The sequence below is a fragment of the Heliomarina baculiformis genome, from assembly GCF_019966545.1.
GTDB lineage: Bacteria > Pseudomonadota > Alphaproteobacteria > Rhodobacterales > Rhodobacteraceae > Heliomarina > Heliomarina baculiformis.
The window spans coordinates 395,141-414,415 of record NZ_JAIMIC010000004.1 but is presented as its reverse complement, the minus strand read 5'-3'; the positions used below and the strand labels follow the sequence as shown (position 1 = coordinate 414,415).

Annotated in this window: 19 protein-coding genes; 17 read left to right on the top strand and 2 right to left on the bottom strand. The window is 62.6% G+C overall.

Going from position 1 to position 19,275, the window contains the following annotated elements; translation table 11 throughout:
- The first annotated feature begins 92 nt into the window (after nucleotides 1–92).
- Complete coding sequence (locus MF268_RS11870; protein WP_238371070.1) at nucleotides 93–785, top strand: metal-dependent hydrolase; 693 nt, start codon at nucleotides 93–95, stop codon at nucleotides 783–785.
- Between the two features lie 112 nt (nucleotides 786–897).
- On the opposite strand, the gene MF268_RS11865 is transcribed toward MF268_RS11870, so the two are convergent.
- Nucleotides 898–1,353 (bottom strand): nucleoside deaminase, encoded by a 456-nt coding sequence (locus MF268_RS11865; protein ID WP_238371069.1) that lies wholly within the window; start codon nucleotides 1,351–1,353, stop codon nucleotides 898–900.
- 61 nt (nucleotides 1,354–1,414) lie between these two features.
- Here MF268_RS11865 and MF268_RS11860 point away from each other — a divergent pair, with 61 nt between their 5' ends.
- The 16 genes from MF268_RS11860 (at nucleotide 1,415) to MF268_RS11785 (ending at nucleotide 18,322) form a co-directional block, all read left to right on the top strand.
- Complete coding sequence (locus MF268_RS11860; RefSeq protein ID WP_238371068.1) at nucleotides 1,415–2,341, top strand: pseudouridine synthase; 927 nt, start codon at nucleotides 1,415–1,417, stop codon at nucleotides 2,339–2,341.
- Between the two features lie 135 nt (nucleotides 2,342–2,476).
- Complete coding sequence (locus MF268_RS11855) at nucleotides 2,477–2,677, top strand: hypothetical protein (protein ID WP_088634007.1); 201 nt, start codon at nucleotides 2,477–2,479, stop codon at nucleotides 2,675–2,677.
- Between the two features lie 3 nt (nucleotides 2,678–2,680).
- Nucleotides 2,681–3,556: a 5-bromo-4-chloroindolyl phosphate hydrolysis family protein gene (locus tag MF268_RS11850; RefSeq protein ID WP_238371067.1), complete on the top strand. Its 876-nt coding sequence runs from the start codon at nucleotides 2,681–2,683 to the stop codon at nucleotides 3,554–3,556.
- A 42-nt stretch (nucleotides 3,557–3,598) separates the two neighbouring features.
- A complete protein-coding gene (locus tag MF268_RS11845; protein ID WP_238371066.1) occupies nucleotides 3,599–4,789 on the top strand; it encodes a toxic anion resistance protein in 1,191 nt (396 codons plus the stop codon).
- Nucleotides 4,790–4,866: 77 nt separating this feature from the next.
- On the top strand, nucleotides 4,867–5,820 hold the full coding sequence (locus MF268_RS11840) for a DUF2927 domain-containing protein (protein ID WP_238371065.1): 954 nt from the start codon (nucleotides 4,867–4,869) through the stop codon (nucleotides 5,818–5,820).
- Between the two features lie 32 nt (nucleotides 5,821–5,852).
- A complete protein-coding gene (locus MF268_RS11835; RefSeq protein WP_238371064.1) occupies nucleotides 5,853–6,971 on the top strand; it encodes an SPFH domain-containing protein in 1,119 nt (372 codons plus the stop codon).
- Nucleotides 6,972–6,996: 25 nt separating this feature from the next.
- Entirely contained in the window at nucleotides 6,997–8,106 is a 1,110-nt protein-coding gene (locus MF268_RS11830; RefSeq protein ID WP_238371063.1) for a TFIIB-type zinc ribbon-containing protein, read from the top strand.
- A 17-nt stretch (nucleotides 8,107–8,123) separates the two neighbouring features.
- A complete protein-coding gene (locus tag MF268_RS11825; RefSeq protein WP_238371062.1) occupies nucleotides 8,124–8,792 on the top strand; it encodes a glutathione S-transferase in 669 nt (222 codons plus the stop codon).
- 63 nt (nucleotides 8,793–8,855) lie between these two features.
- Nucleotides 8,856–9,530, top strand: coding sequence for a nitroreductase (locus MF268_RS11820; protein ID WP_238371061.1), 675 nt, complete (start codon nucleotides 8,856–8,858; stop codon nucleotides 9,528–9,530).
- A 1-nt stretch (nucleotide 9,531) separates the two neighbouring features.
- Nucleotides 9,532–9,969 carry a D-aminoacyl-tRNA deacylase gene (dtd, locus tag MF268_RS11815; RefSeq protein ID WP_238371060.1) on the top strand — a complete coding sequence of 146 codons (438 nt, stop codon included), beginning with the start codon at nucleotides 9,532–9,534 and terminating at the stop codon, nucleotides 9,967–9,969.
- The gene (locus tag MF268_RS11810) at nucleotides 9,966–11,087 is read left to right on the top strand and encodes a glycerate kinase type-2 family protein (protein WP_238371059.1); all 1,122 of its coding nucleotides are present in this window, start codon (nucleotides 9,966–9,968) and stop codon (nucleotides 11,085–11,087) included. Before dtd ends, MF268_RS11810 begins: the two co-directional genes overlap by 4 nt.
- Before the next feature lie 26 nt (nucleotides 11,088–11,113).
- The gene (locus MF268_RS11805; RefSeq protein ID WP_420485430.1) at nucleotides 11,114–13,108 is read left to right on the top strand and encodes a CocE/NonD family hydrolase; all 1,995 of its coding nucleotides are present in this window, start codon (nucleotides 11,114–11,116) and stop codon (nucleotides 13,106–13,108) included.
- A gap of 119 nt (nucleotides 13,109–13,227) precedes the next feature.
- On the top strand, nucleotides 13,228–14,814 hold the full coding sequence (locus MF268_RS11800) for an ABC transporter substrate-binding protein (protein WP_238371057.1): 1,587 nt from the start codon (nucleotides 13,228–13,230) through the stop codon (nucleotides 14,812–14,814).
- A gap of 1 nt (nucleotide 14,815) precedes the next feature.
- A complete protein-coding gene (locus MF268_RS11795) occupies nucleotides 14,816–15,772 on the top strand; it encodes an ABC transporter permease (protein WP_238371056.1) in 957 nt (318 codons plus the stop codon).
- A 97-nt stretch (nucleotides 15,773–15,869) separates the two neighbouring features.
- A complete protein-coding gene (locus MF268_RS11790; RefSeq protein ID WP_238371055.1) occupies nucleotides 15,870–16,685 on the top strand; it encodes an ABC transporter permease in 816 nt (271 codons plus the stop codon).
- Entirely contained in the window at nucleotides 16,685–18,322 is a 1,638-nt protein-coding gene (locus MF268_RS11785; protein ID WP_238371054.1) for an ABC transporter ATP-binding protein, read from the top strand. The genes MF268_RS11790 and MF268_RS11785 overlap by 1 nt, the downstream gene beginning before the upstream one ends.
- A gap of 140 nt (nucleotides 18,323–18,462) precedes the next feature.
- Here MF268_RS11785 and MF268_RS11780 read toward each other — a convergent pair whose 3' ends face one another.
- Nucleotides 18,463–19,140, bottom strand: coding sequence for a 2'-5' RNA ligase family protein (locus MF268_RS11780; protein WP_238371053.1), 678 nt, complete (start codon nucleotides 19,138–19,140; stop codon nucleotides 18,463–18,465).
- Between the last annotated feature and the right edge of the window lie 135 nt (nucleotides 19,141–19,275).

Sequence of the window (19,275 nt, the reverse complement as noted above, 5' to 3'; positions counted from 1 at the left end):
CCCCTCCCGAACCATCGGCAAAACTCGGGGCTTGGAAAACGCGGCTTCCACACTAGGCTCGACAGAAGCAGTGAAACCCAACGGAGCGATACATGAAACTCACCTGGCTCGGACACGGCAGCTTCCGCCTTGAAAGCAATGAAACCATCATCCTCATCGACCCGTGGCTCAACGGCAATCCGATGCTCCCCGAGGATCAGCATGAAGCAGCCACCAAGGGCGCGACCCATATCCTGCTCACGCATGCGCATTTCGACCATGCGGCAGATGTGGTGGATCTTGCGCGGAAAATGGACATCCCCATGGTCGGACAGTTCGACCTGATGTCCTACTGGGCCGACAGCGAAAAGATCGAAACCGTGGGCTTCAACAAGGGCGGGACGGTCGATGTCGGCGGCATCTCCGTTTCGATGGTACGCGCGGACCATTCCTCCACCTTAGCCTCCGACGATGGCCCCAAGGCGGCCGGTTCCGAGGTCGGCTACATGATTCGCGCAGAAGGCCGCGTGATCTATTTCAGCGGCGACACGGATATCATGGCGGATATGGAGTGGTTCGGCGAATATTACCAGCCCGACATCGGCATCCTGAGTGCCGGGGGGCATTTCACCATGGACATGAAAGCCGCCGCCTGGTCCGCAAAGAAATACTTTGATTTCAAAACGGTCATCCCGATGCATTACCGCACTTTCCCGCTTCTTGCGCAGGATGCGAAAGACTTGCGCGCGGGTCTGCCGGGGGTCGATGTGATCGAGCCAGAGGTGATGTCCGCCATCGAAATATAGCAGCGTCGTTCTTTCGCGCCGGTGTCTCGACGGGGGCTCTGCCCCCGCCGGACAAAATCGATGATTTTGCCCGCCCCCGGGATATTTGAAACCCAAAGAAGAACAGAGCGGCTCAACCGGTGCGGCGCGCCGCGAAAAAGGTTTTGAGAAGTTCTTCGGAGTCGGCGGCGGCGAGACCGTCGTAGATTTCGGGGATGTGATGGGTCTGTGCGCGGGTGAAGACTTTAGCGCCATGCGCGACGCCCCCGGATTTCGGATCCGCCGCGCCGTAGTAGAGCCGTCCGATACGGGCTGCGGCAATGGCGGCGGCGCACATGGCGCAGGGTTCAAGTGTCACGTAGAGACGGTGACCCGTCAGCCGCTCGGACCCGGCGGCGGCGCAGGCCTCGCGAATCGCGAGGATTTCCGCATGGGCCGTCGGATCGCTCAGCTCTCGCGTTCGGTTCCCAGCCGCGCTGAGCACCGCACCGTCGGGCGAGACCAAAACCGCACCGACCGGCACTTCGCCGCGTTCACTGGCGGCACGGGCCTCGGCAAGGGCCTGATCCATATGCGATGTGAAGCTCATATGCCTTACTGGACCGCAACTGCGTCTTTCGCAAGCGCACGATATGGTCTAACGCTCGGGCATGAGTAACTCTGCCCCACCCCCCGGCGACCGGATCGCCAAGGTTCTGGCCCGTGCCGGTCTCGCCTCTCGCCGCGAGGCTGAACGGATGATCGAAGCCGGACGGGTACAGGTGAACGGCAAGAAGATCGACAGCCCGGCACTGAACGTCACCGCCTCTGACCGCATTCTCGTGGACGGACAACCGCTGAAAGAGCCGGAACCGGCCCGGCTCTGGCTCTATCACAAGCCACCGGGACTAGTGACCAGCAACCGCGACGAACAGGGGCGGCAGACGATTTTCGACGCTCTGCCCGAGGACTTGCCGCGGGTCATGAGCATCGGCAGGCTCGACCTCAATTCCGAGGGGCTGCTGTTGCTGACCAATGACGGCGGGATCAAGCGGCAGCTCGAACTGCCGAGCACCGGCTGGCTGCGCCGATATCGGGTGCGCATCAACGGCCGCCCCAAGGACGAGGATTTCGAACCGCTGCGCAAGGGGCTCACCGTTGAGGGAGAGCGATTCCTGCCGATGGTGGTGACGCTTGATCGCCAGCAGGGCGCGAACGCCTGGGTGACCGTGGGACTGCGCGAAGGCAAGAATCGCGAAATTCGCCGGGCAATGGAAGACCTTGGTTTCGCGGTGAACCGGCTGATCCGGATTTCCTACGGACCGTTCCAGCTGGGTCAAATCAAGGCGGGCGAGGTCGAAGAGATACGCCGGCGCGTGATGCGCGAACAGCTCGGTCTGGAGGCAGAGGTGCCGGAAGGCACTGCCAAACGGAAAACCCCGGCCCGTCGCCGCAGCACCGCGGGCAAACCCGGCCCCGGCCGACCGGGCCTGCCGAAAGCGGCCCCCGAGAAACCATCCGGCACAGGGCGCAAACCGGGTGGACGCCCTTCCCCGGCTCGTGGTGGCGGGAAACCGGACCGGCCGCGGCGCAAGTAACGGCGACCGAGAAACCGCCCTGCCACAAGCTTGAGATGTCCCCGCTTCGGCAGGCTTCAACGCAAGGGGTGGATCGCCCCTTTTATGCGCGCCTCGAATGGCTTATCTGTAGCTAAAGATTTCGGGAGACTTATCATGTTGCGGCTCCTCATGGTGGCTGCGGCGATCACCGTGTTCATTTTTGCCGTTGTCCTGCTGACGTCGGCGTTGACTAGAACCGCAGGGCGCGCCGTTGAAAGGGCCGATATGGGCGGCAAGACGTTCAGCAAACTGGCTTATGTCGCGTTGATCCTGCTTTTGTTCGGGGTTGGCACCGGCTGGCTTGGAGGGCTCTAGCCCATGGCCCAGCGTTTCGGCGGCAAGTACAGCCCAAAAGGTGATCCTGGCAAGGATCCGGATGACTTCAGGAATGCCGATGTCGAACCGGCGGCCTTTCGGGTCAACCTGCTCTTCGTGCCGCCCGCCATTCTTCTGATCCTGTCGCTCGGCAAGGGCGCGCTGGCGCTCACAGCCGGGGCGGCCGGAGCTGCGGCGCTGCTTCTGGCGGCGTGGCTGCTGCGCGAAGGGTTGCGGGCGCAGGCCGCCTATAACGCGCGCAAAGTGGCCCGGCGGCCCGCATTCCCGCGCAAACTGGCGGCAAGCCTTCTGACCGGCGTCGGCGTTGCGCTGGCGGCATGGTCGAACGAGCCGGGATTTCTTGCGCCGGTGCTTTATGGTGTGGTGGCTGGTGGATTACACCTCGGCGCCTTTGGTCTAGATCCGTTCAAGAACAAGGGGATGGAAGGCATCGACACCTTCCAGCGCGACCGGGTTGCCCGCGCGGTGGGCGAGGCCGAGGCCTATCTTGTCGACATGACCTCAACGATCCGCCGCACCAAGGATCGTCAGCTTGAAAACCGCGTGGCGCGGTTTCAGGCCACCGCCCGCGACCTGTTCCGCACGGTCGAGGAGGATCCGCGTGACCTTACCGCCGCACGGAAATACCTGACCGTCTACCTGATGGGCGCGCGCGACGCGACGGTCAAGTTCGCCGATATCTACGCGCGCAATCCCGATACCGAGGCGCGCGCCGATTATCTCTCGCTGCTCGATGATCTCGAACAGAACTTCGATGCCCGAACCCAGAAGATGCTGCTCGACGAGCGCAGCGACCTTACCGTTGAAATCGACGTGCTGCGCGACAGGTTGCAGCGCGAAGGGGTGCGCCCGGAATGAGCCGGTCCGCCAGAGTGTCCACTGCCGTTAAGGAACTTGCCCATGTCTGAAATGCTGCGCCAAAAGGCCAAGGATTCCCAAGAGCTTGTCAAGGAAGCGACGGCCGTGACCCTTCCCGAGCCCCGCGCCGAGGTCACCCCCCTCGAACAGGCCGACGCCCCGATGAGCGAGGCGATCCGCACCCGCATGGCCGAAATCGATATTGACGACACCAATTCCATCGTTTCCTTCGGGTCGCGGGCGCAGGCGGAACTTCAGGAAATCAGTCAAGCGATGCTGCAGGACGTCCGCAACAAGGATGTCGGTCCCGCCGGCGATTCCCTGCGCGACATCGTCACCACCATCCGCGGTTTTTCGGTGAACGAGCTGGACGTGCGCCGCAAGCGCAGCTGGTGGGAAAAGCTCCTGGGCCGCGCCGCGCCCTTTGCCAAGTTCACCGCCCAGTTCGAAGAGGTGCAGGGCCAGATCGACCGGATCACCGATCAGCTGCTGGGTCATGAGCATACGCTGCTCAAGGACATCAAGTCGCTCGACATGCTCTATGAGAAAACGCTCGATTTCTATGACGAGCTGGCCCTTTACATCGCGGCCGGTGAGGCCAAGCTCAAGGAACTCGACGACACTAAGATCCCCGCCAAGGCTGCCGAGGTCGATGCCGCGCCCGAGGATGCGCAGGTGATGAAGGCGCAGGAGCTGCGCGACATGCGCGCCGCGCGCGACGATCTGGAGCGCCGGGTTCACGATCTCAAGCTGACGCGACAGGTCACGATGCAATCCCTGCCCTCGATCCGGCTTGTGCAGGAAAACGACAAGTCGCTGGTGACCAAGATCAACTCGACGCTGGTCAACACCGTGCCGCTCTGGGAAACCCAGCTGGCGCAGGCGGTCACCATCCAGCGCAGTGCCGAAGCGGCAGGCGCGGTGCGCGAGGCCAATGACCTCACCAACGAGCTGCTGACCTCGAACGCCAAGAACCTGCGCGACAGCAACAAGGCGATCCGGACCGAGATGGAACGCGGCGTGTTTGACATCGAGGCGGTCAAGGCCGCCAATGCCGACTTGATCGGCACCATTCAGGAGAGCCTCCAGATCGCGGATGAAGGCAAGGCGCGCCGCGCCGCCGCCGAGGAAGAGCTGCAAAAGATGGAAGCCGAACTGCGCGAAACGCTGGCCGCCGCCCGCGCGCGCAAGGATGGCATGGGCGATACCGCGTCGGGCGCGGTGCCGGTCTGAGATACAAGTCAACGATGCCGGGCCACCCGGCGCCGGGGTCGAAAGAGTTCCAAGGGTTCAGGGATACGGACAGCAATATGATCGGTCGTTTGCAACTGGCGCTGATTCTGGGCGCGGCTTTGGCATTGTCCGCGTGCGAACAGGGCGGCCCGCGCACCTCCCTGCCGCCACAGGCCCGGCCCGAACGTGTCGCCGTTCAGGCCAAACCCTATGAGCCGTCGCAGCGCAGCATCGACCTCGCCCGCTATTACGTGGCGGTGCAGAACGATCTGCTGACCCAAGGCCTTTTGCGCACCGATGGCGGCGGACCGGACACGCCCTTTACCGTCGACGACCTGATCGAGGATTTCGAGACTATCGTCTTTTATCAGGAATACAGCCGCTCCGGCGGTATCAACTATCGCAGTGACGGCACCAGTGTTGCCCTCAGCCGCTGGACCGTGCCAGTGCGCCTTGGCGTCGAATTCGGCGACAGCGTTCCCGAGGACAAGCGCAAGATCGATCAGGCGGGTATCGACAATTACGCCCAGCGCCTTGCCCGGATCACCGGACATTCCATCTTTACCACGCGGACCAACCCCAATTTCCACGTCTTCGTCGCCGGGGAAGACGATCGAACTTTCGTGCAGGACCGTCTGCGCAGCCTGATCCCCTCGATCAGCCAGAGCGAGCTTGAGCTTTTCGGCAACCTGCCGCGGTCTTTCTACTGTCTCGTGGTTTCCGTGGCGGGCCGGTCGCAGCCCTACAATTACGCCCATGCGGTCGCGCTGATCCGCGCCGAACACCCCGACCTCGTCCGGCTCAGCTGCATTCACGAGGAAATCGCCCAAGGCCTCGGCATGCCGAATGACAGCCCGCACGCGCGACCCTCGATCTTTAACGACGATGACGAATTCGCGCTGCTCACCAGCCACGACGAGCTTCTGCTCAAGATGCTTTACGACCCAAGACTGCAACCCGGCATGTCACTGGAAGAAGCCCGCCCCATCATCCGCACCATCGCGACCGAGCTGATGGGCGAGGAACTGTAATTACGGCAGGATCGCAACAAAGGATTTGAGCCATGAGTATTTTCGATTTTCTTTCCGGACAGTTCATCGACGTCATTCACTGGACCGATGACACCCGCGACACGATGGTCTGGCGGTTCGAACGCCACGGCCATGAAATCAAATACGGCGCCAAGCTGACGGTGCGCGAAGGTCAGGCGGCGGTTTTTGTCCACGAAGGCCAGCTCGCCGATGTCTTTACCCCCGGTCTCTACATGCTCGAGACCAACAACATGCCGATCATGACGACGCTCCAGCACTGGGATCACGGGTTCCAGTCGCCCTTCAAATCCGAGATCTATTTCGTCAACACGACCCGGTTCAACGATCTGAAATGGGGCACCAAGAACCCGATCATCGCCCGCGACCCCGAATTCGGCCCGGTGCGGCTGCGCGCCTATGGCACCTATTCCGTCCGCGTGACCGACCCGGCGCGCTTCCTGCAGGAAATCGTCGGCACCGATGGTGAATTCACCATGGATGAGATCTCGTTCCAGATCCGCAACATCATCGTGCAGGAATTCTCGCGCGTGCTGGCCAGCTCCGGTATCCCGGTTCTGGATATGGCTGCGAATACCGCCGACCTGGGCAAGCTGGTAGCCTCCGCCATTGCCGAGCCGGTCGCCGCCTATGGCCTCGCGATCCCCGAGCTATACATCGAGAACATCTCGCTCCCGCCCGCGGTCGAAGCCGCGCTCGACAAGCGCACGTCGATGGGGCTGGCGGGCGATCTGGGCAAGTTCACCCAGTATTCCGCCGCCGAGGCGATGACCGCAGCCGCCAACAACCCCGCCGGGGGTGGCATGGCCGCCGGTCTGGGCGCGGGCATGGGTATGGCGATGGCCAACCAGATGGCGCAACAGGGGCGCAGCGGCCCCTGGGGCGCGGCCCCCTCTGCCCCTGCCGCGCCGCCCCCGCCGCCCAGCCCCGAAAAGGTCTGGCACCTTGCCGAGAACGGCGAAACATCCGGTCCCTTCTCGCGCGCCTCGCTGGGCCGCATGGTCTCGCAAGGAAAACTGACACGCGAAACCTATGTCTGGACCGAAGGTCAGGACGGCTGGTCCCGCGCCGGCGACGTGACCGAACTGGCGCGGCTCTTCACGGTGATGCCGCCGCCCCCGCCCGGTGCCTGATCGCACGCCAAGACAAGACACCAAGATGACCCAAGCGCCCGCCCCCGCCGCCTCGGCCGAACACCGCTTTCCCTGCGATCAATGCGGGGCCGATCTCCGCTTTGATCCGGCGGCCAATGCCCTAGTCTGCGCCCATTGCGGCCACAGCCAAGACATCGGCGCAGGCCCTTGGGGCGGCACCGCGCTGAAAGAACTCGACTTTCGCACCGCCATCGCGAAACAGCTCCCGCAGGCCGAGATGGAGGAAACCCGCACGGTTTCCTGCACCAATTGCGGCGCGACCATAGAATTCGACCCCGACACCCACGCGACCGAATGCCCGTTCTGCGCTAGCCCCGTCGTCACCGACACCGGCACGAACCGGCATATCAAGCCCCGTGGCGTGCTGCCCTTTGCCTATGACGAGAAAAGCGCCCATGACGCGATGGGCAACTGGCTGGGGCGGCTCTGGTTCGCGCCCAACGGGCTCAAGCAATACGCGCGCAAAGGCCGCCGGATGGAGGGCATCTATGTCCCCTACTGGACTTTTGATGCCCATACCGCCTCAAGCTACACGGGCGAACGGGGCACGGTCTATTACGTCACCCAGACCGTCGTTCAGAATGGCAAGCGCGTCCAGCGGCAGGTGCCCAAGGTCCGCTGGAACCCCGCCCGGGGCCAGGTCGCGCGGTTTTTCGACGATGTTCTTGTGCTTGCCTCCACCGGGCTGCCGAAATCCTACACAGACGCCCTGCAACCCTGGGATCTGTCGAGGCTCGAAACCTACCAGCCGCAATACCTCGCCGGTTTCAGGGCCGAGGCCTACTCCGTCGAACTCGAAAGCGGCTTTACCGAGGCACGCCAATACATGGACCGCGTGATCGAACGCGATGTGCGTTTCGACATCGGCGGCGACCAGCAGCGTGTGCACAGTATCGACACCTCCCTGTCGGACGTGACTTTCAAACATATCCTGCTGCCGGTCTGGCTTGCCGCCTACAAGTACCGGGGCGAGACCTACCGTTTCGTCGTCAACGGCCAGACCGGCCGGGTGCAGGGCGAACGCCCCTATTCCGCCGTCAAGATCGCCATAGCCGTGATCTTTGGCCTGATCCTTGCCGCCGCCTTCGGCTATATTGCCAACCAGTCCGGCTGATCCAGAAAGGACACCCCATGCGCCGCGTTCACTATCTTGAAGATTCCCGCGCCCACCGCATCCTCTGGCTGCTCGAGGAACTCGGGCTCGACTATGACATCAAAACATACAAGCGCGGCCCCGACATGCGCGCCCCGCGTGAACTGAAAAACATCCACCCTCTTGGCAAATCCCCCGTGCTGGAAGAAGACAACGCGGTCTATGCGGAAAGCGGCGCGATCACCGGCTACCTGATCGACCGCTACGATACATCGGGCGCGTTCAAACCCGCCCCCGGCACGGAAAACGCTGAGCGTTATCGCTACTGGATGCACTATGCCGAAGGCTCGGCGATGCCGCTCCTGCTGCAAAAGCTGCTGTTTACCATGCTGCCGAAACGCGCCCCCGCCCTGATCCGCCCCGTCGCACGCAAGATCTCGGACACCGCGCTCGACAAGATGGTCGACCCGCAACTGGCCGATCACCTCGCCTTTTGGGAATCGGAACTGGGCCGCGACGGGTACTTCGCCGGGCCCGACTTTTCCGCCGCCGACATCATGATGAGCTTCCCGGTTGAAGCTGCCGCCGACCGCGCCATGGAAAACGGCCCCGGCCCCGCCACCGCCGCCTATCTCAAGGAAATCCGCGCGCGCCCGGCCTATCAGAAAGCCGTCGAAAAAGGGGCATATCGCTACTCTGGCAGTTGATCCTTGCCCTTGACCCGGGGTCACTCCATGCTGCGCCAAAGTTAAGGCACGCAAGGAAAGATCATGACAGTCGACCCCGGTTCCCTCGATACGCTGATGGCAAACCGCTACTCCTGCCGAGGCTTTCTGCCTGGTCCGGTGCCGCGCGAAACAATCGAACAGATCGTCGCCACCGCGCGCCGCGTGCCCTCATGGTGCAACGCCCAGCCGTGGCAGGTCGCGATCACCAGCGGCGATGAAACAGACCGGTTTCGCGAGGCGCTGAAACAAGAGGTCATGCAGGCCAAGCACAGCAGTGACCTGCCCTTCCCCGACAGCTATTCCGGCGTTTATCAGGACCGACGCCGCACGTGCGGCTGGGCGCTTTACGATGCGGTCGGCGTGACCAAGGGCGACCGCGAAGGCTCACGCCAGCAGATGCTGCGCAATTTCGATCTCTTCGATGCGCCCCATTGTGCGATCGTGTCCTCTCCGGTCGAACTCGGGGCCTATGGCGCGCTCGACAGCGGCGGTTTCGTCACCGCCTTTACCCTTGCCGCGCAGGCCGCCGGAGTAGCGACCATCGCGCAGGCCGCGCTGGCAGGCTACAGCCCCTTACTGCACCGTTATTTCGACATTCCCGAAGACCGGCTTGTGCTCTGCGCGATTTCCTTCGGCTATGCCGATCCCGATCACCCGGCCAACCAGTTCCGGACCGAACGGGCCGATCTCGACCAGATCATCGACTGGCGGGGCTGACATGCGGGTTCTGATCCAGCGCGTGACCGAGGCGTCGGTTGCCGTCAACAACACCATCATCGGCGAAATCGGCCCCGGCCTGATGCTGCTGGTCTGCGCGATGCAGGGCGATGGCGAGGCCGAGGCCGACAGGCTGGCCGCCAAGATCGCCAAGCTGCGCATCTTTCGCGACGAAGAAGGACGCATGAACCGCTCCCTCCTCGACGTGAAAGGCAGCGCGCTGGTGGTCAGCCAGTTCACCCTTGCCGCCGATACCTCGCGCGGCAATCGCCCCGGCTTTTCCACCGCCGCCCCGCCGGACGAGGGCGAAAGGCTGTATGAATACTTCGCCCGCGCCCTCATGGAACAGGGCATCCCCGTCGGCACAGGCCGGTTCGGCGCGGATATGGCCGTTTCGCTGGTCAATGACGGGCCGGTCACGATCTGGATGGAGTCATGAGCGTGCGGCAGCGGACCCGCGAAGACGCCCGCGCCATCTGGCAGGCCGGGGTCGATGCGGTCGGCGGCTATAACGCCGTGACCCGCGCGCTGAAAGAAGGCTCCACACAGAGGCCCGACCAGATTATCGCCGTGGGCAAGGCCGCTGCCGCCATGACCCGCGCCGCGCTTGATCATTTCGGCGCCCTCCCCGCGCTGGTCGTGACCAAGGACGGGCACGGCGACGGTCTCCCGACCGAAGTCACCCTGATCGAATCCGCCCATCCCGTCCCCGACGAACGCAGCCTCAAGGCTGGCCGCGCCCTGCGCGAATGCGTCGCCGGGATGGCTGCCGACAGTCACCTGCTGTTGCTCGTCTCCGGCGGGGCCTCTGCCCTTGCCGAGGATCTGACCGAGGGCCACACCCTCAAAGACCTCGCGACGCTCAACCGCTCGCTGCTCGCCAGTGGCAAGGACATTACCGAGATGAATGTCGAGCGCCGCCAGATCAGCCGGATCAAGGGCGGCGGGCTGCTCTCGGCCTTTGCCGGTGCCACGGCGCAGGTACTCGCGATCTCCGACGTGCCGGGCGACGATATCGCCGTAATCGGTTCGGGTATCGGCGCGCTGCCTCCCACACCGAACTTTGCGGCCACCACCCGCATCGTCGCCTCCAACACTCACGCCCGCGACGCCGCGCTGGCTGAAGCAGAACGGCGGGGATACGGTATCCTGAAAACGGGCGAAGAGCTGCACGACGATCTCGACACGCTGGCCCACCAGTGGGGTCCGCGCCTCAGCCACATGGAAAAAGGTGCGATCATCCTTGGCGGCGAACCCACGGTTCGCCTGCCCGACAACCCCGGTCGAGGCGGGCGCAATCAGGCCCTCGCGCTTGCCCTGTCGCGCCATATCAAGGGGCGCGACGATATTGTCCTGATCGTCGGCGGCACCGATGGAAACGACGGCCCGACCGATGCGGCAGGCGGCATTGTCGATGGTTCAACCTGGACTGACAGCGCGCAGGACGCGCTCAACCATGCAGACAGCGGCACCTATCTTTCTGATAACAAGGCCCTTCTCACCACCGGTCCGACCGGTACAAATGTCATGGACCTATTGATCGCGCTCCGCTGTTGACATGCGGACGCCATTGCGTTGAAAGCATGCCCATGTCCACAAATACTCTCCGCGAGATCGAAGAGCTGCCCGATCTGGGCATCACGCTTTCCGATGGCTGCCGTCTTTCCGCCCGCGTCTGGCGTCCTCTCGATGCTGCTGACGACCCGGTGCCGGTCATCCTCGAATACCTGCCCTACCGCAAACGCGACGGCACCTGCGCCCGCGATGCGCTGACCCATCCCTATTTTGCCAAGCGCGGCTATGCCTGCCTGCGCGTCGACATGCGCGGCAATGGCGACAGCGAAGGTCTGATGGAGGATGAATACACCGCACAGGAACAGGCCGATGCGGTCGAGGTCATCAACTGGGTCGCCGCGCAGGACTGGTGCAACGGCAATGTCGGCATGATGGGCATCAGCTGGGGCGGCTTCAACTCGCTTCAGGTCGCCGCCCATCAGCCCGATCCGCTCAAGGCGATCATCACGCTCTGCTCGACCGTGGATCGCTTTGCCGATGACATTCACTACAAGGGCGGTTGCCTCTTGAACGAAAACCTCGGCTGGGGAGCGACCATGTGGGCCTATTCCAGCCGCTCGCCCGACCCGGCCCTGCGCGATGACTGGCGCGAACTCTGGCTGAAACGGCTTGAAAACGAACCCTTCCTCGCGACCCGCTGGCTCTCGCACCAGCGCCGCGACGCCTATTGGCAGCATGGCTCCGTCTGCGAGGACTATTCAGCGCTCAAGGCCAAGGTACTGGCCGTCGGCGGCTGGGGCGACAGCTACAAGAACGCGGTGCCGCAGCTTGTGGAAAACCTGCCCGGTGCCAAGGGTATCGTCGGCCCATGGGTCCACAAATATCCGCATTTCGCCGTGCCCGAACCGCGCATCGGCTTTCTGCAAGAAGCCCTGCGCTGGTGGGATCACTGGCTCAAAGGCATCGACACCGGCGTCGAGGATGACCCCGATTACCGAGCCTACCTGATGGACGGGGTCCGCCCGGCCACTTGGTACACTGAGCGCGACGGGCGCTGGATCACCGAATCCGAAGGTGCCTCAAGCCACCTGCCCATCGAAACATGGCACCTGACCGATGACGGTCTTTCCCCCGATACCGGCCCGCTTTCACAATCCGTCAACTCGCCCGCCCATTGCGGCGCGGCCTCGGGCGAATATTGCGCCATCTGGCTGGGGCCGGAAATGCCCGGCGACCAGCGCGGCGACGATGCGTTTTCCGCCTGTTTCGACAGCGCCCCCGCGAGCGAAGACATGAATATCGTCGGCGCCCCCCGCGTCACGCTGACCCTTGCGGCGGACAAGCCGCAGGCGCAGATGGCGTTGCGGCTCTGCCATATCCACCCGGATGGTGCCTCGACCCGGATCACCTATGGCGTGCTGAACCTCAGCCACCGCAATAGCGCGGCCAACCCCGAACCGATGACCCCCGGCAAGGCTGAGGAGATCACGCTCGATCTCGACCACATCGCCTATCGTCTGCCCAAGGGCCACCGCCTGCGGGTCGCGATCTCCTCGGCCTACTGGCCGCTGATCTGGCCCGCGCCGGAAATGGCGACACTTTCCCTTACCGACGGCCGACTCGCCCTTCCGGTGCGCAAGACGGCGGACAAGGACGAATGGACCTTCCCGCCCCCCGACGCGGAAACCCCGTGGCAGATCACCACCCTGCGCGAAGGCTCCAACACCCGCGTGAGCGAGACCGACCATAACAGCGGCGATATCCACCTCGTGATCACCGACGATTTCGGCAAGGTTCAGGACGATGTTCACGGGCTGATCTCGGGCGGCATCGCCCGCGAACGCTGGTCGATTCATCCCGACGATCCGCTTTCGGCGCGTGGCACCTGCCACTGGACGACCGAATTGGAGCGGGATGATATTATTCTGCGCACAGAGACATTTAGCGAAATGTGGTCTGACCAGACCCGGTTCTATCTCAAAGGCCGGATCGAAGCGTATGAAAACGACGTGCTGATTTACGCGCGTGATGAAAACGACGCCATCGAAAGGGATCACCTTTAACGCCACCGTTACATCAGCCCCCAATAAGACTTGCGGGAGGCAGGTAAATACGCAACCATTGACTCATCAATCAAGAAAAACTGCACAACAGATGCAGCGTTCTCAAACGGGAGATTCCTATGAACGACGACCAACTCAAGTATTACGCAAGCCGTGTGACGGCCCTCAAGATGGGCCGACGTGAATTCATCGGCCGCGCCACCGCGCTTGGCCTGACCACGACACTCGCAAGCGGCCTCTACACGACATCGGCCCGCGCTGCTGGCCCGCAGACCGGCGGCACCATCCGCGTAGGCATCCAGGGCGGCGCCTCTTCCGACAGCCTCGACCCGGCAGTGGCCGCCAACGCCACGGCAACCTCCGTATCCCGTCTCTGGGGCGAACCCCTGCTCGAGCTGCACCCCGAGGGCGGTCTGGAAATGAAAGTCGCCGAGAGCTATGAAAGCTCACCGGACGCCAAGGTCTGGATGTTCAAGATCCGCCCCGGTGTCACCTTCTCGAACGGCAAGACCGTCACCGCCGAAGACGTGCTCGCCACGATGGAACGCCACTCGGGCGAAGATACCAAGTCGGGCGCGCTCGGCATCATGCGCGGCATTGCCAACATGCGCACCGAAGGCGACACCTTCATCGTCGAACTGGAACAGCCCAACGCCGACCTTCCCTACCTGCTGACCGACTATCACCTGATCATCCAGCCCAATGGCGGCAAGGACGATCCGACCGCCGCCATCGGCACCGGTCCCTATGTCCTGCAAGAGGTCGACATGGGCGTGCGCTTTGTCGCGACCAAGCGTGACGATTACTGGGGCGACCTCGGCTATGCCGATACCATCGAATACGTGGTCATCAACGACGACACCGCCCGTATGGCGGCGCTGCAGTCCGGCCAGGTCGACATGGTCAACCGCGTTCCCCCGCGTACCGCCGCTCTTGTCGGCCGCGCGCCTAACATCGACGTGCGCACCACCTCCGGTCCGGGCCATTACGTGTTCATCATGCACTGCAACACGTCGCCGTTTGACAACAACGACCTGCGTCTGGCGCTGAAATACGCGATCAACCGCGAGGAAATGGTCGAAAAGATCCTCTTCGGTTACGGCTCCGTCGGCAACGACACCCCGATCAACTCGTCCTACCCGCTCTACACCGAGCTGGAGCAGCGCAGCTACGATCCGGACAAGGCCCGTTTCCACTACGAGAAATCCGGTCATGACGGCCCGATCATCCTGCGCACCTCGGACAACTCCTTCCCGGGCGCGCCCGACGCCTCCGCGCTGTACCAGCAATCCGCTGCCGCAGCCGGTATCCCGCTGGAAATCAAGCGTGAACCCAACGACGGTTACTGGTCCGAAGTCTGGAACGCCCAGCCCTTCTGCACCAGCTACTGGGGTGGCCGTCCGACTCAGGACGCGATGTTCTCCACGGCCTATCTCTCGAGCGCGGACTGGAACGACACCCGTTTCAACAACGAGCGTTTCGACGAGCTGCTGTTCAAGGCCCGCGCCGAACTGGACGAAGCCAAGCGCAAAGAGATGTATCACGAGATGTCGCTGCTCGTGCACGACGAAGGCGGCCTGATCTGCCCGATGTTCAACGACTTTGTCGACGGCGTCTCGCAGCGCGTGACCGGATGGGAAGAACCCAAGGTCGGCTTCGAGCTGATGAACTTCTACGCACCGCAGAAGATGTGGGTCGCCGCCTGATATGGGGCCCATCGCAAAACTGCTGGCCCAGCGCATCGCGCTGGGCCTGCTTCTCCTCTTTCTCGTGTCGATCCTGATCTTCGCGGGAACCCAGATCCTGCCCGGCGACGTCGCGCAGTCGATCCTCGGCCAGTCGGCCACGCCCGAAGCACTTGCCAACCTTCGCGCCGAACTGGGCCTCAACGAACCTGCCGTCAGCCGCTATTTCGCTTGGCTGGGAGGCGCCATCACCGGAGACCTGGGCACCGCCCTCACATCCGGTCAGGACATCGCCAGCCAGCTCGGCTCGCGCATGTCGAATACTCTGCTTCTCGCCTTCTGGGCCGCCGTCATCTCGGTGCCGCTGGCCATCTTTCTCGGCCTCCTCGCGGTCCGCTACCGCGACCGCTGGCCCGACAAGCTGATCTCGGCCGTGACGCTGGCCTCGATCTCGGTGCCCGAATTCCTGATCGGTTATGTGCTGATGTATATCATCGGCGTGAAACTCGGCTGGGCACCTTCCGTATCCACAATCTACCCCGGCATGAGCCTCGGCGCCAAGCTGAACGCCATTGCCCTGCCCGTCACCGTTCTGACACTGGTGGTGCTCGCGCATATGATGCGCATGACCCGCGCCGCGATCCTCAACGTGATGCAGTCGGCCTATATCGAAACGGCCGAACTCAAGGGCCTCACGATGTTCAAGATCATCTGGAGACACGCCTTCCCGAACTCGATCGCCCCGATCGTCAACGTGGTCATGCTGAACCTTGCATATCTCGTGGTGGGCGTCGTCGTGATCGAGGTGGTATTCACCTATCCTGGCATGGGCCAGTACCTTGTCGATCACGTCTCCAAGCGCGACGTTCCCGTCGTACAGGCCTGCGGCCTTGTCTTTGCCGCCGTCTATATCGGCCTGAACATGGTCGCGGATATCGTTTCGATCATTTCCAATCCCCGGTTGAGGCACCCGAAATGAGCGTCGTCACGACGCTCGTTTCGCCCGCGGCATCCGCCGCGCCTCCCCTTCAACCGGCAACAATAAATAAGACCGCCCCCCGACAGGAGGCACGAAAATGAAAAACATACCCCTATCGGCCCTGATCGGGCTGGCGCTGACAGGCGCCTATTTTCTCGCCGCGATCTTCGCGCCACTGATCGCGCCCTACGGCATGGCGCAGATCGTCGGCGGCGTGTGGGAGCCGTCCTCGTCTGAGTTTCTGCTTGGCACCGACAACATCGGCCGCGACCTGCTCAGCCGCATGATCTACGGCGGGCGCACCACGATCTTCATCGCCACCGCCGCAACGCTGCTCAGCTTCATCACCGGCTCGGTGCTCGGCTTTCTCGCCGCTGTGCTCGGCGGCATCTGGGATCACATCCTCGCCCGTTTCGTCGACCTGCTCATGTCGGTACCGACGCTGATCTTTGCGCTGGTCGTGCTCTCGGTCATGCCCGTCACCGTCCCGGTCCTGATCCTCGTTATGGGGCTGCTCGACGCCACCCGCGTCTTCCGCCTTGCGCGCGCCGTCGCCGTGGACATCAACGTGATGGAATTCGTCGAAGCTGCCCGCCTGCGCGGCGAAGGCAACATCTGGGTGATCTTCCGGGAAATCCTGCCAAATGCCCTGTCACCGCTTGTCGCGGAAATGGGCATGCGCTTCATCTTCATGGTTCTCTTCGTCTCGACCCTCTCCTTCCTCGGCCTCGGCGTCCAGCCGCCCGCCGCTGACTGGGGCGGCATCGTGAAAGAAAACAAGGACGGGATCGTTTACGGCATCCCGGCAGCACTGGTCCCGGCCATCGCCATCGCGACGCTGGCCATTTCGGTCAACCTCGTCGCCGACTGGATCCTGAACCGAACCACCAGCCTCAAGGGAGGGCGCGGATAATGAGCGATCCCCTGGTCAAAGTACGCGATCTGAAAATCGGCGCCACGGTCTACCCACCGGGCGAAAAACCCCGCGACATCGAAATCGTCCATGGTGTCTCCTTCGATCTCGAAAAGGGCAAGGTGCTGGGCCTCATCGGGGAATCCGGTGCCGGCAAATCCACCATCGGCCTGTCCACCCTGGGCTATGGCCGGGGTGGCGTCGAACTCACCGGCGGTGAGGTCTGGGTCAACGGGCGCGACATCCTCAAGATGAAGCTCAAGGGCCTGCGCGCTCTGCGCGGGGCCGAGGTCACCTATGTCTCGCAATCCGCCGCAGCCTCGTTCAACCCGGCCAAGAAGATCATGGAACAGGTGATCGAGGCCGCCATCGCCCACGGTCGCTGCACCAAGGCCGAGGCGGAATCCCGCGCGATCGACCTGTTCCACAAGCTGGGTCTGCCCAATCCCGACACCATCGGCAACCGCTACCCGCACCAGGTATCAGGCGGTCAACTTCAGCGCTGCATGACCGTGCTGGCGCTTTGTCCGCAGCCCGATATCGTGGTGTTCGACGAACCCACGACCGCTCTGGACGTGACCACCCAGATCGACGTTCTCGCGGCGATCAAGGATGCCATCGAACTGACCGGCGTGGCCGCGCTCTATATCACCCACGACCTTGCCGTGGTGGCTCAGGTTTCCGATCACATCATGGTGCTGCGACAGGGAGAGATGGTCGAATACGGCGAAACCGACCAGATCATCAACAACCCGCAGGAAGACTACACCAAGGCGCTTGTCTCGGTGCGTTCCATCGAACACGAGGAAAAGATCCCGTCCGACAAACCTGTGCTCAGCGTCAAGAATATCACAGCCCGCTATCGCGGTACGAACTTCGACGTGCTGAAAAAGGTCAAGGTCGACATGCACCCGGGCCAGACCCTTGCGGTTGTGGGTGAATCCGGGTCCGGCAAATCGACGCTGGCGCGCGTTATCACCGGGCTCTTGCCGCCGACCAGCGGCACGATCGAATTTGCCGGGCGCACGCTTAGCCCCGATCTCAAAAGCCGTAGCAAGGAAGACCTGCGCGAGTTGCAGATGATCTACCAGATGGCCGACACCGCGATGAACCCGCGCCAGACCGTCGGCACCATCATCGGGCGTCCGCTGGAATTCTACTTTGGTCTCAAGGGCAAGGCCAAGCGCGACCGGATTCAGGAGTTGCTGGACGAGATCGAGCTTGGCACCGGTTTCATCGACCGCTACCCGGCGGAACTCTCTGGCGGGCAGAAACAGCGTGTCTGTATCGCGCGCGCTCTTGCCGCGAAACCCAAGCTGATCATCTGCGACGAGGTCACCTCGGCGCTCGACCCGCTGGTGGCGGACGGTATCCTCAAGCTATTGCTGAACCTGCAAAAAATCGAGGATGTGGCCTATCTTTTCATCACCCACGACATCGCCACGGTCCGCGCCATCGCGGATTCCATCGCGGTGATGTATCAGGGCAAGGTGGTGCGCTACGGGCCGAAATCGCAGGTGCTCTCGCCGCCCTTCGACGACTACACCGACCTGCTGCTCTCCTCGGTCCCCGAGATGAAGCTCGGCTGGCTCGAAGAGGTCATCGAACACCGCAAGATGGAAAGCGCCGGGAACTGATCCCTGCCCCGCCGATCACTGGAGACGCGCCGCCTCACCCGCGGCGCGTTTTTTTTACGGGGGGAGTGTTCGCAAACTGTTTTGGTCAGTTAAGCGGACTTATCGGACGCTCTCAATAATAGGCATTTCGGTAAACGAACTCATTCTCGAGAGAGACGCTCTGCCGTAGTCCCGAAGTTGCCAAGTTGGTAGACCGCGATGCCCTCGGCGCCAAATGCGAACGGCTCGAATGGTTCGGTCTCTCGCGCCTCAACGCAAGCGATCGGACCTACACCCGTGGTGACATGTGGGTTAAACTTCTCGCCTGACTGGCCGGCAACGAATGTATCTACGTAGGTGAACAGCAGCGGATCGAAGGGCGCCCCCGATGGGTCAGGTACAAACGCTTCTTCTCCGGCAGCCGGCTTGCGATACGGCTCGACCGCTTCGATAATCGCATCTTGAAGCGCCCGTAGGTCCTGCGAAGGCTCGATCACGATACCCTGCAAGCCGATGTCACTGGAAGGAACGTGATAAAGACCGGTTGCCGTCATCTGGAGAGCCTCAAGATCGAATTGGCGGCTGACTTCCGCAACAGTCGCGAGAATAGCGTCCAAATCATTCCGCAAAACGAAGGTCTGCAACAGTGTGACGTGAGGCGCATGTGCCTCATCAAGCTCGAAGCCTTGCGGAAATTCGTCGCGCAGTCGAGCGTTCCACTCTTCCGCTTGTTCCATCATCGTCTCGTCGGGTTCGATCAGAACGTCAATCGCAATGACGCCCGACTGGGCAAAGACGGATAACGGCATGATCGCAAAGGCAAGAATGTATTTTAGCATGATAATGTGCTCTCCGAATATGCGATGCCGTAACTCGAAAGGTGCTCTAGATCATACCCTTCTCAGCGCAATCAAGCTATGTTTTTTGTCCAACCGAGAAGAGCTTTCAAATGTCTTGGAAGGGCAAAAAGCCGA

Bases quoted from the DNA above. Each gene is read 5' to 3' on its own strand.
- MF268_RS11870 (WP_238371070.1), top strand. From the start codon at position 93: ATGAAACTCACCTGGCTCGGACACGGCAGCTTCCGCCTTGAAAGCAAT.
- MF268_RS11865 (WP_238371069.1), bottom strand. From the start codon at position 1,353: ATGAGCTTCACATCGCATATGGATCAGGCCCTTGCCGAGGCCCGTGCC.
- MF268_RS11860 (WP_238371068.1), top strand. From the start codon at position 1,415: ATGAGTAACTCTGCCCCACCCCCCGGCGACCGGATCGCCAAGGTTCTG.
- MF268_RS11855 (WP_088634007.1), top strand. From the start codon at position 2,477: ATGTTGCGGCTCCTCATGGTGGCTGCGGCGATCACCGTGTTCATTTTT.
- MF268_RS11850 (WP_238371067.1), top strand. From the start codon at position 2,681: ATGGCCCAGCGTTTCGGCGGCAAGTACAGCCCAAAAGGTGATCCTGGC.
- MF268_RS11845 (WP_238371066.1), top strand. From the start codon at position 3,599: ATGTCTGAAATGCTGCGCCAAAAGGCCAAGGATTCCCAAGAGCTTGTC.
- MF268_RS11840 (WP_238371065.1), top strand. From the start codon at position 4,867: ATGATCGGTCGTTTGCAACTGGCGCTGATTCTGGGCGCGGCTTTGGCA.
- MF268_RS11835 (WP_238371064.1), top strand. From the start codon at position 5,853: ATGAGTATTTTCGATTTTCTTTCCGGACAGTTCATCGACGTCATTCAC.
- MF268_RS11830 (WP_238371063.1), top strand. From the start codon at position 6,997: ATGACCCAAGCGCCCGCCCCCGCCGCCTCGGCCGAACACCGCTTTCCC.
- MF268_RS11825 (WP_238371062.1), top strand. From the start codon at position 8,124: ATGCGCCGCGTTCACTATCTTGAAGATTCCCGCGCCCACCGCATCCTC.
- MF268_RS11820 (WP_238371061.1), top strand. From the start codon at position 8,856: ATGACAGTCGACCCCGGTTCCCTCGATACGCTGATGGCAAACCGCTAC.
- dtd (WP_238371060.1), top strand. From the start codon at position 9,532: ATGCGGGTTCTGATCCAGCGCGTGACCGAGGCGTCGGTTGCCGTCAAC.
- MF268_RS11810 (WP_238371059.1), top strand. From the start codon at position 9,966: ATGAGCGTGCGGCAGCGGACCCGCGAAGACGCCCGCGCCATCTGGCAG.
- MF268_RS11805 (WP_420485430.1), top strand. From the start codon at position 11,114: ATGCCCATGTCCACAAATACTCTCCGCGAGATCGAAGAGCTGCCCGAT.
- MF268_RS11800 (WP_238371057.1), top strand. From the start codon at position 13,228: ATGAACGACGACCAACTCAAGTATTACGCAAGCCGTGTGACGGCCCTC.
- MF268_RS11795 (WP_238371056.1), top strand. From the start codon at position 14,816: ATGGGGCCCATCGCAAAACTGCTGGCCCAGCGCATCGCGCTGGGCCTG.
- MF268_RS11790 (WP_238371055.1), top strand. From the start codon at position 15,870: ATGAAAAACATACCCCTATCGGCCCTGATCGGGCTGGCGCTGACAGGC.
- MF268_RS11785 (WP_238371054.1), top strand. From the start codon at position 16,685: ATGAGCGATCCCCTGGTCAAAGTACGCGATCTGAAAATCGGCGCCACG.
- MF268_RS11780 (WP_238371053.1), bottom strand. From the start codon at position 19,140: ATGCTAAAATACATTCTTGCCTTTGCGATCATGCCGTTATCCGTCTTT.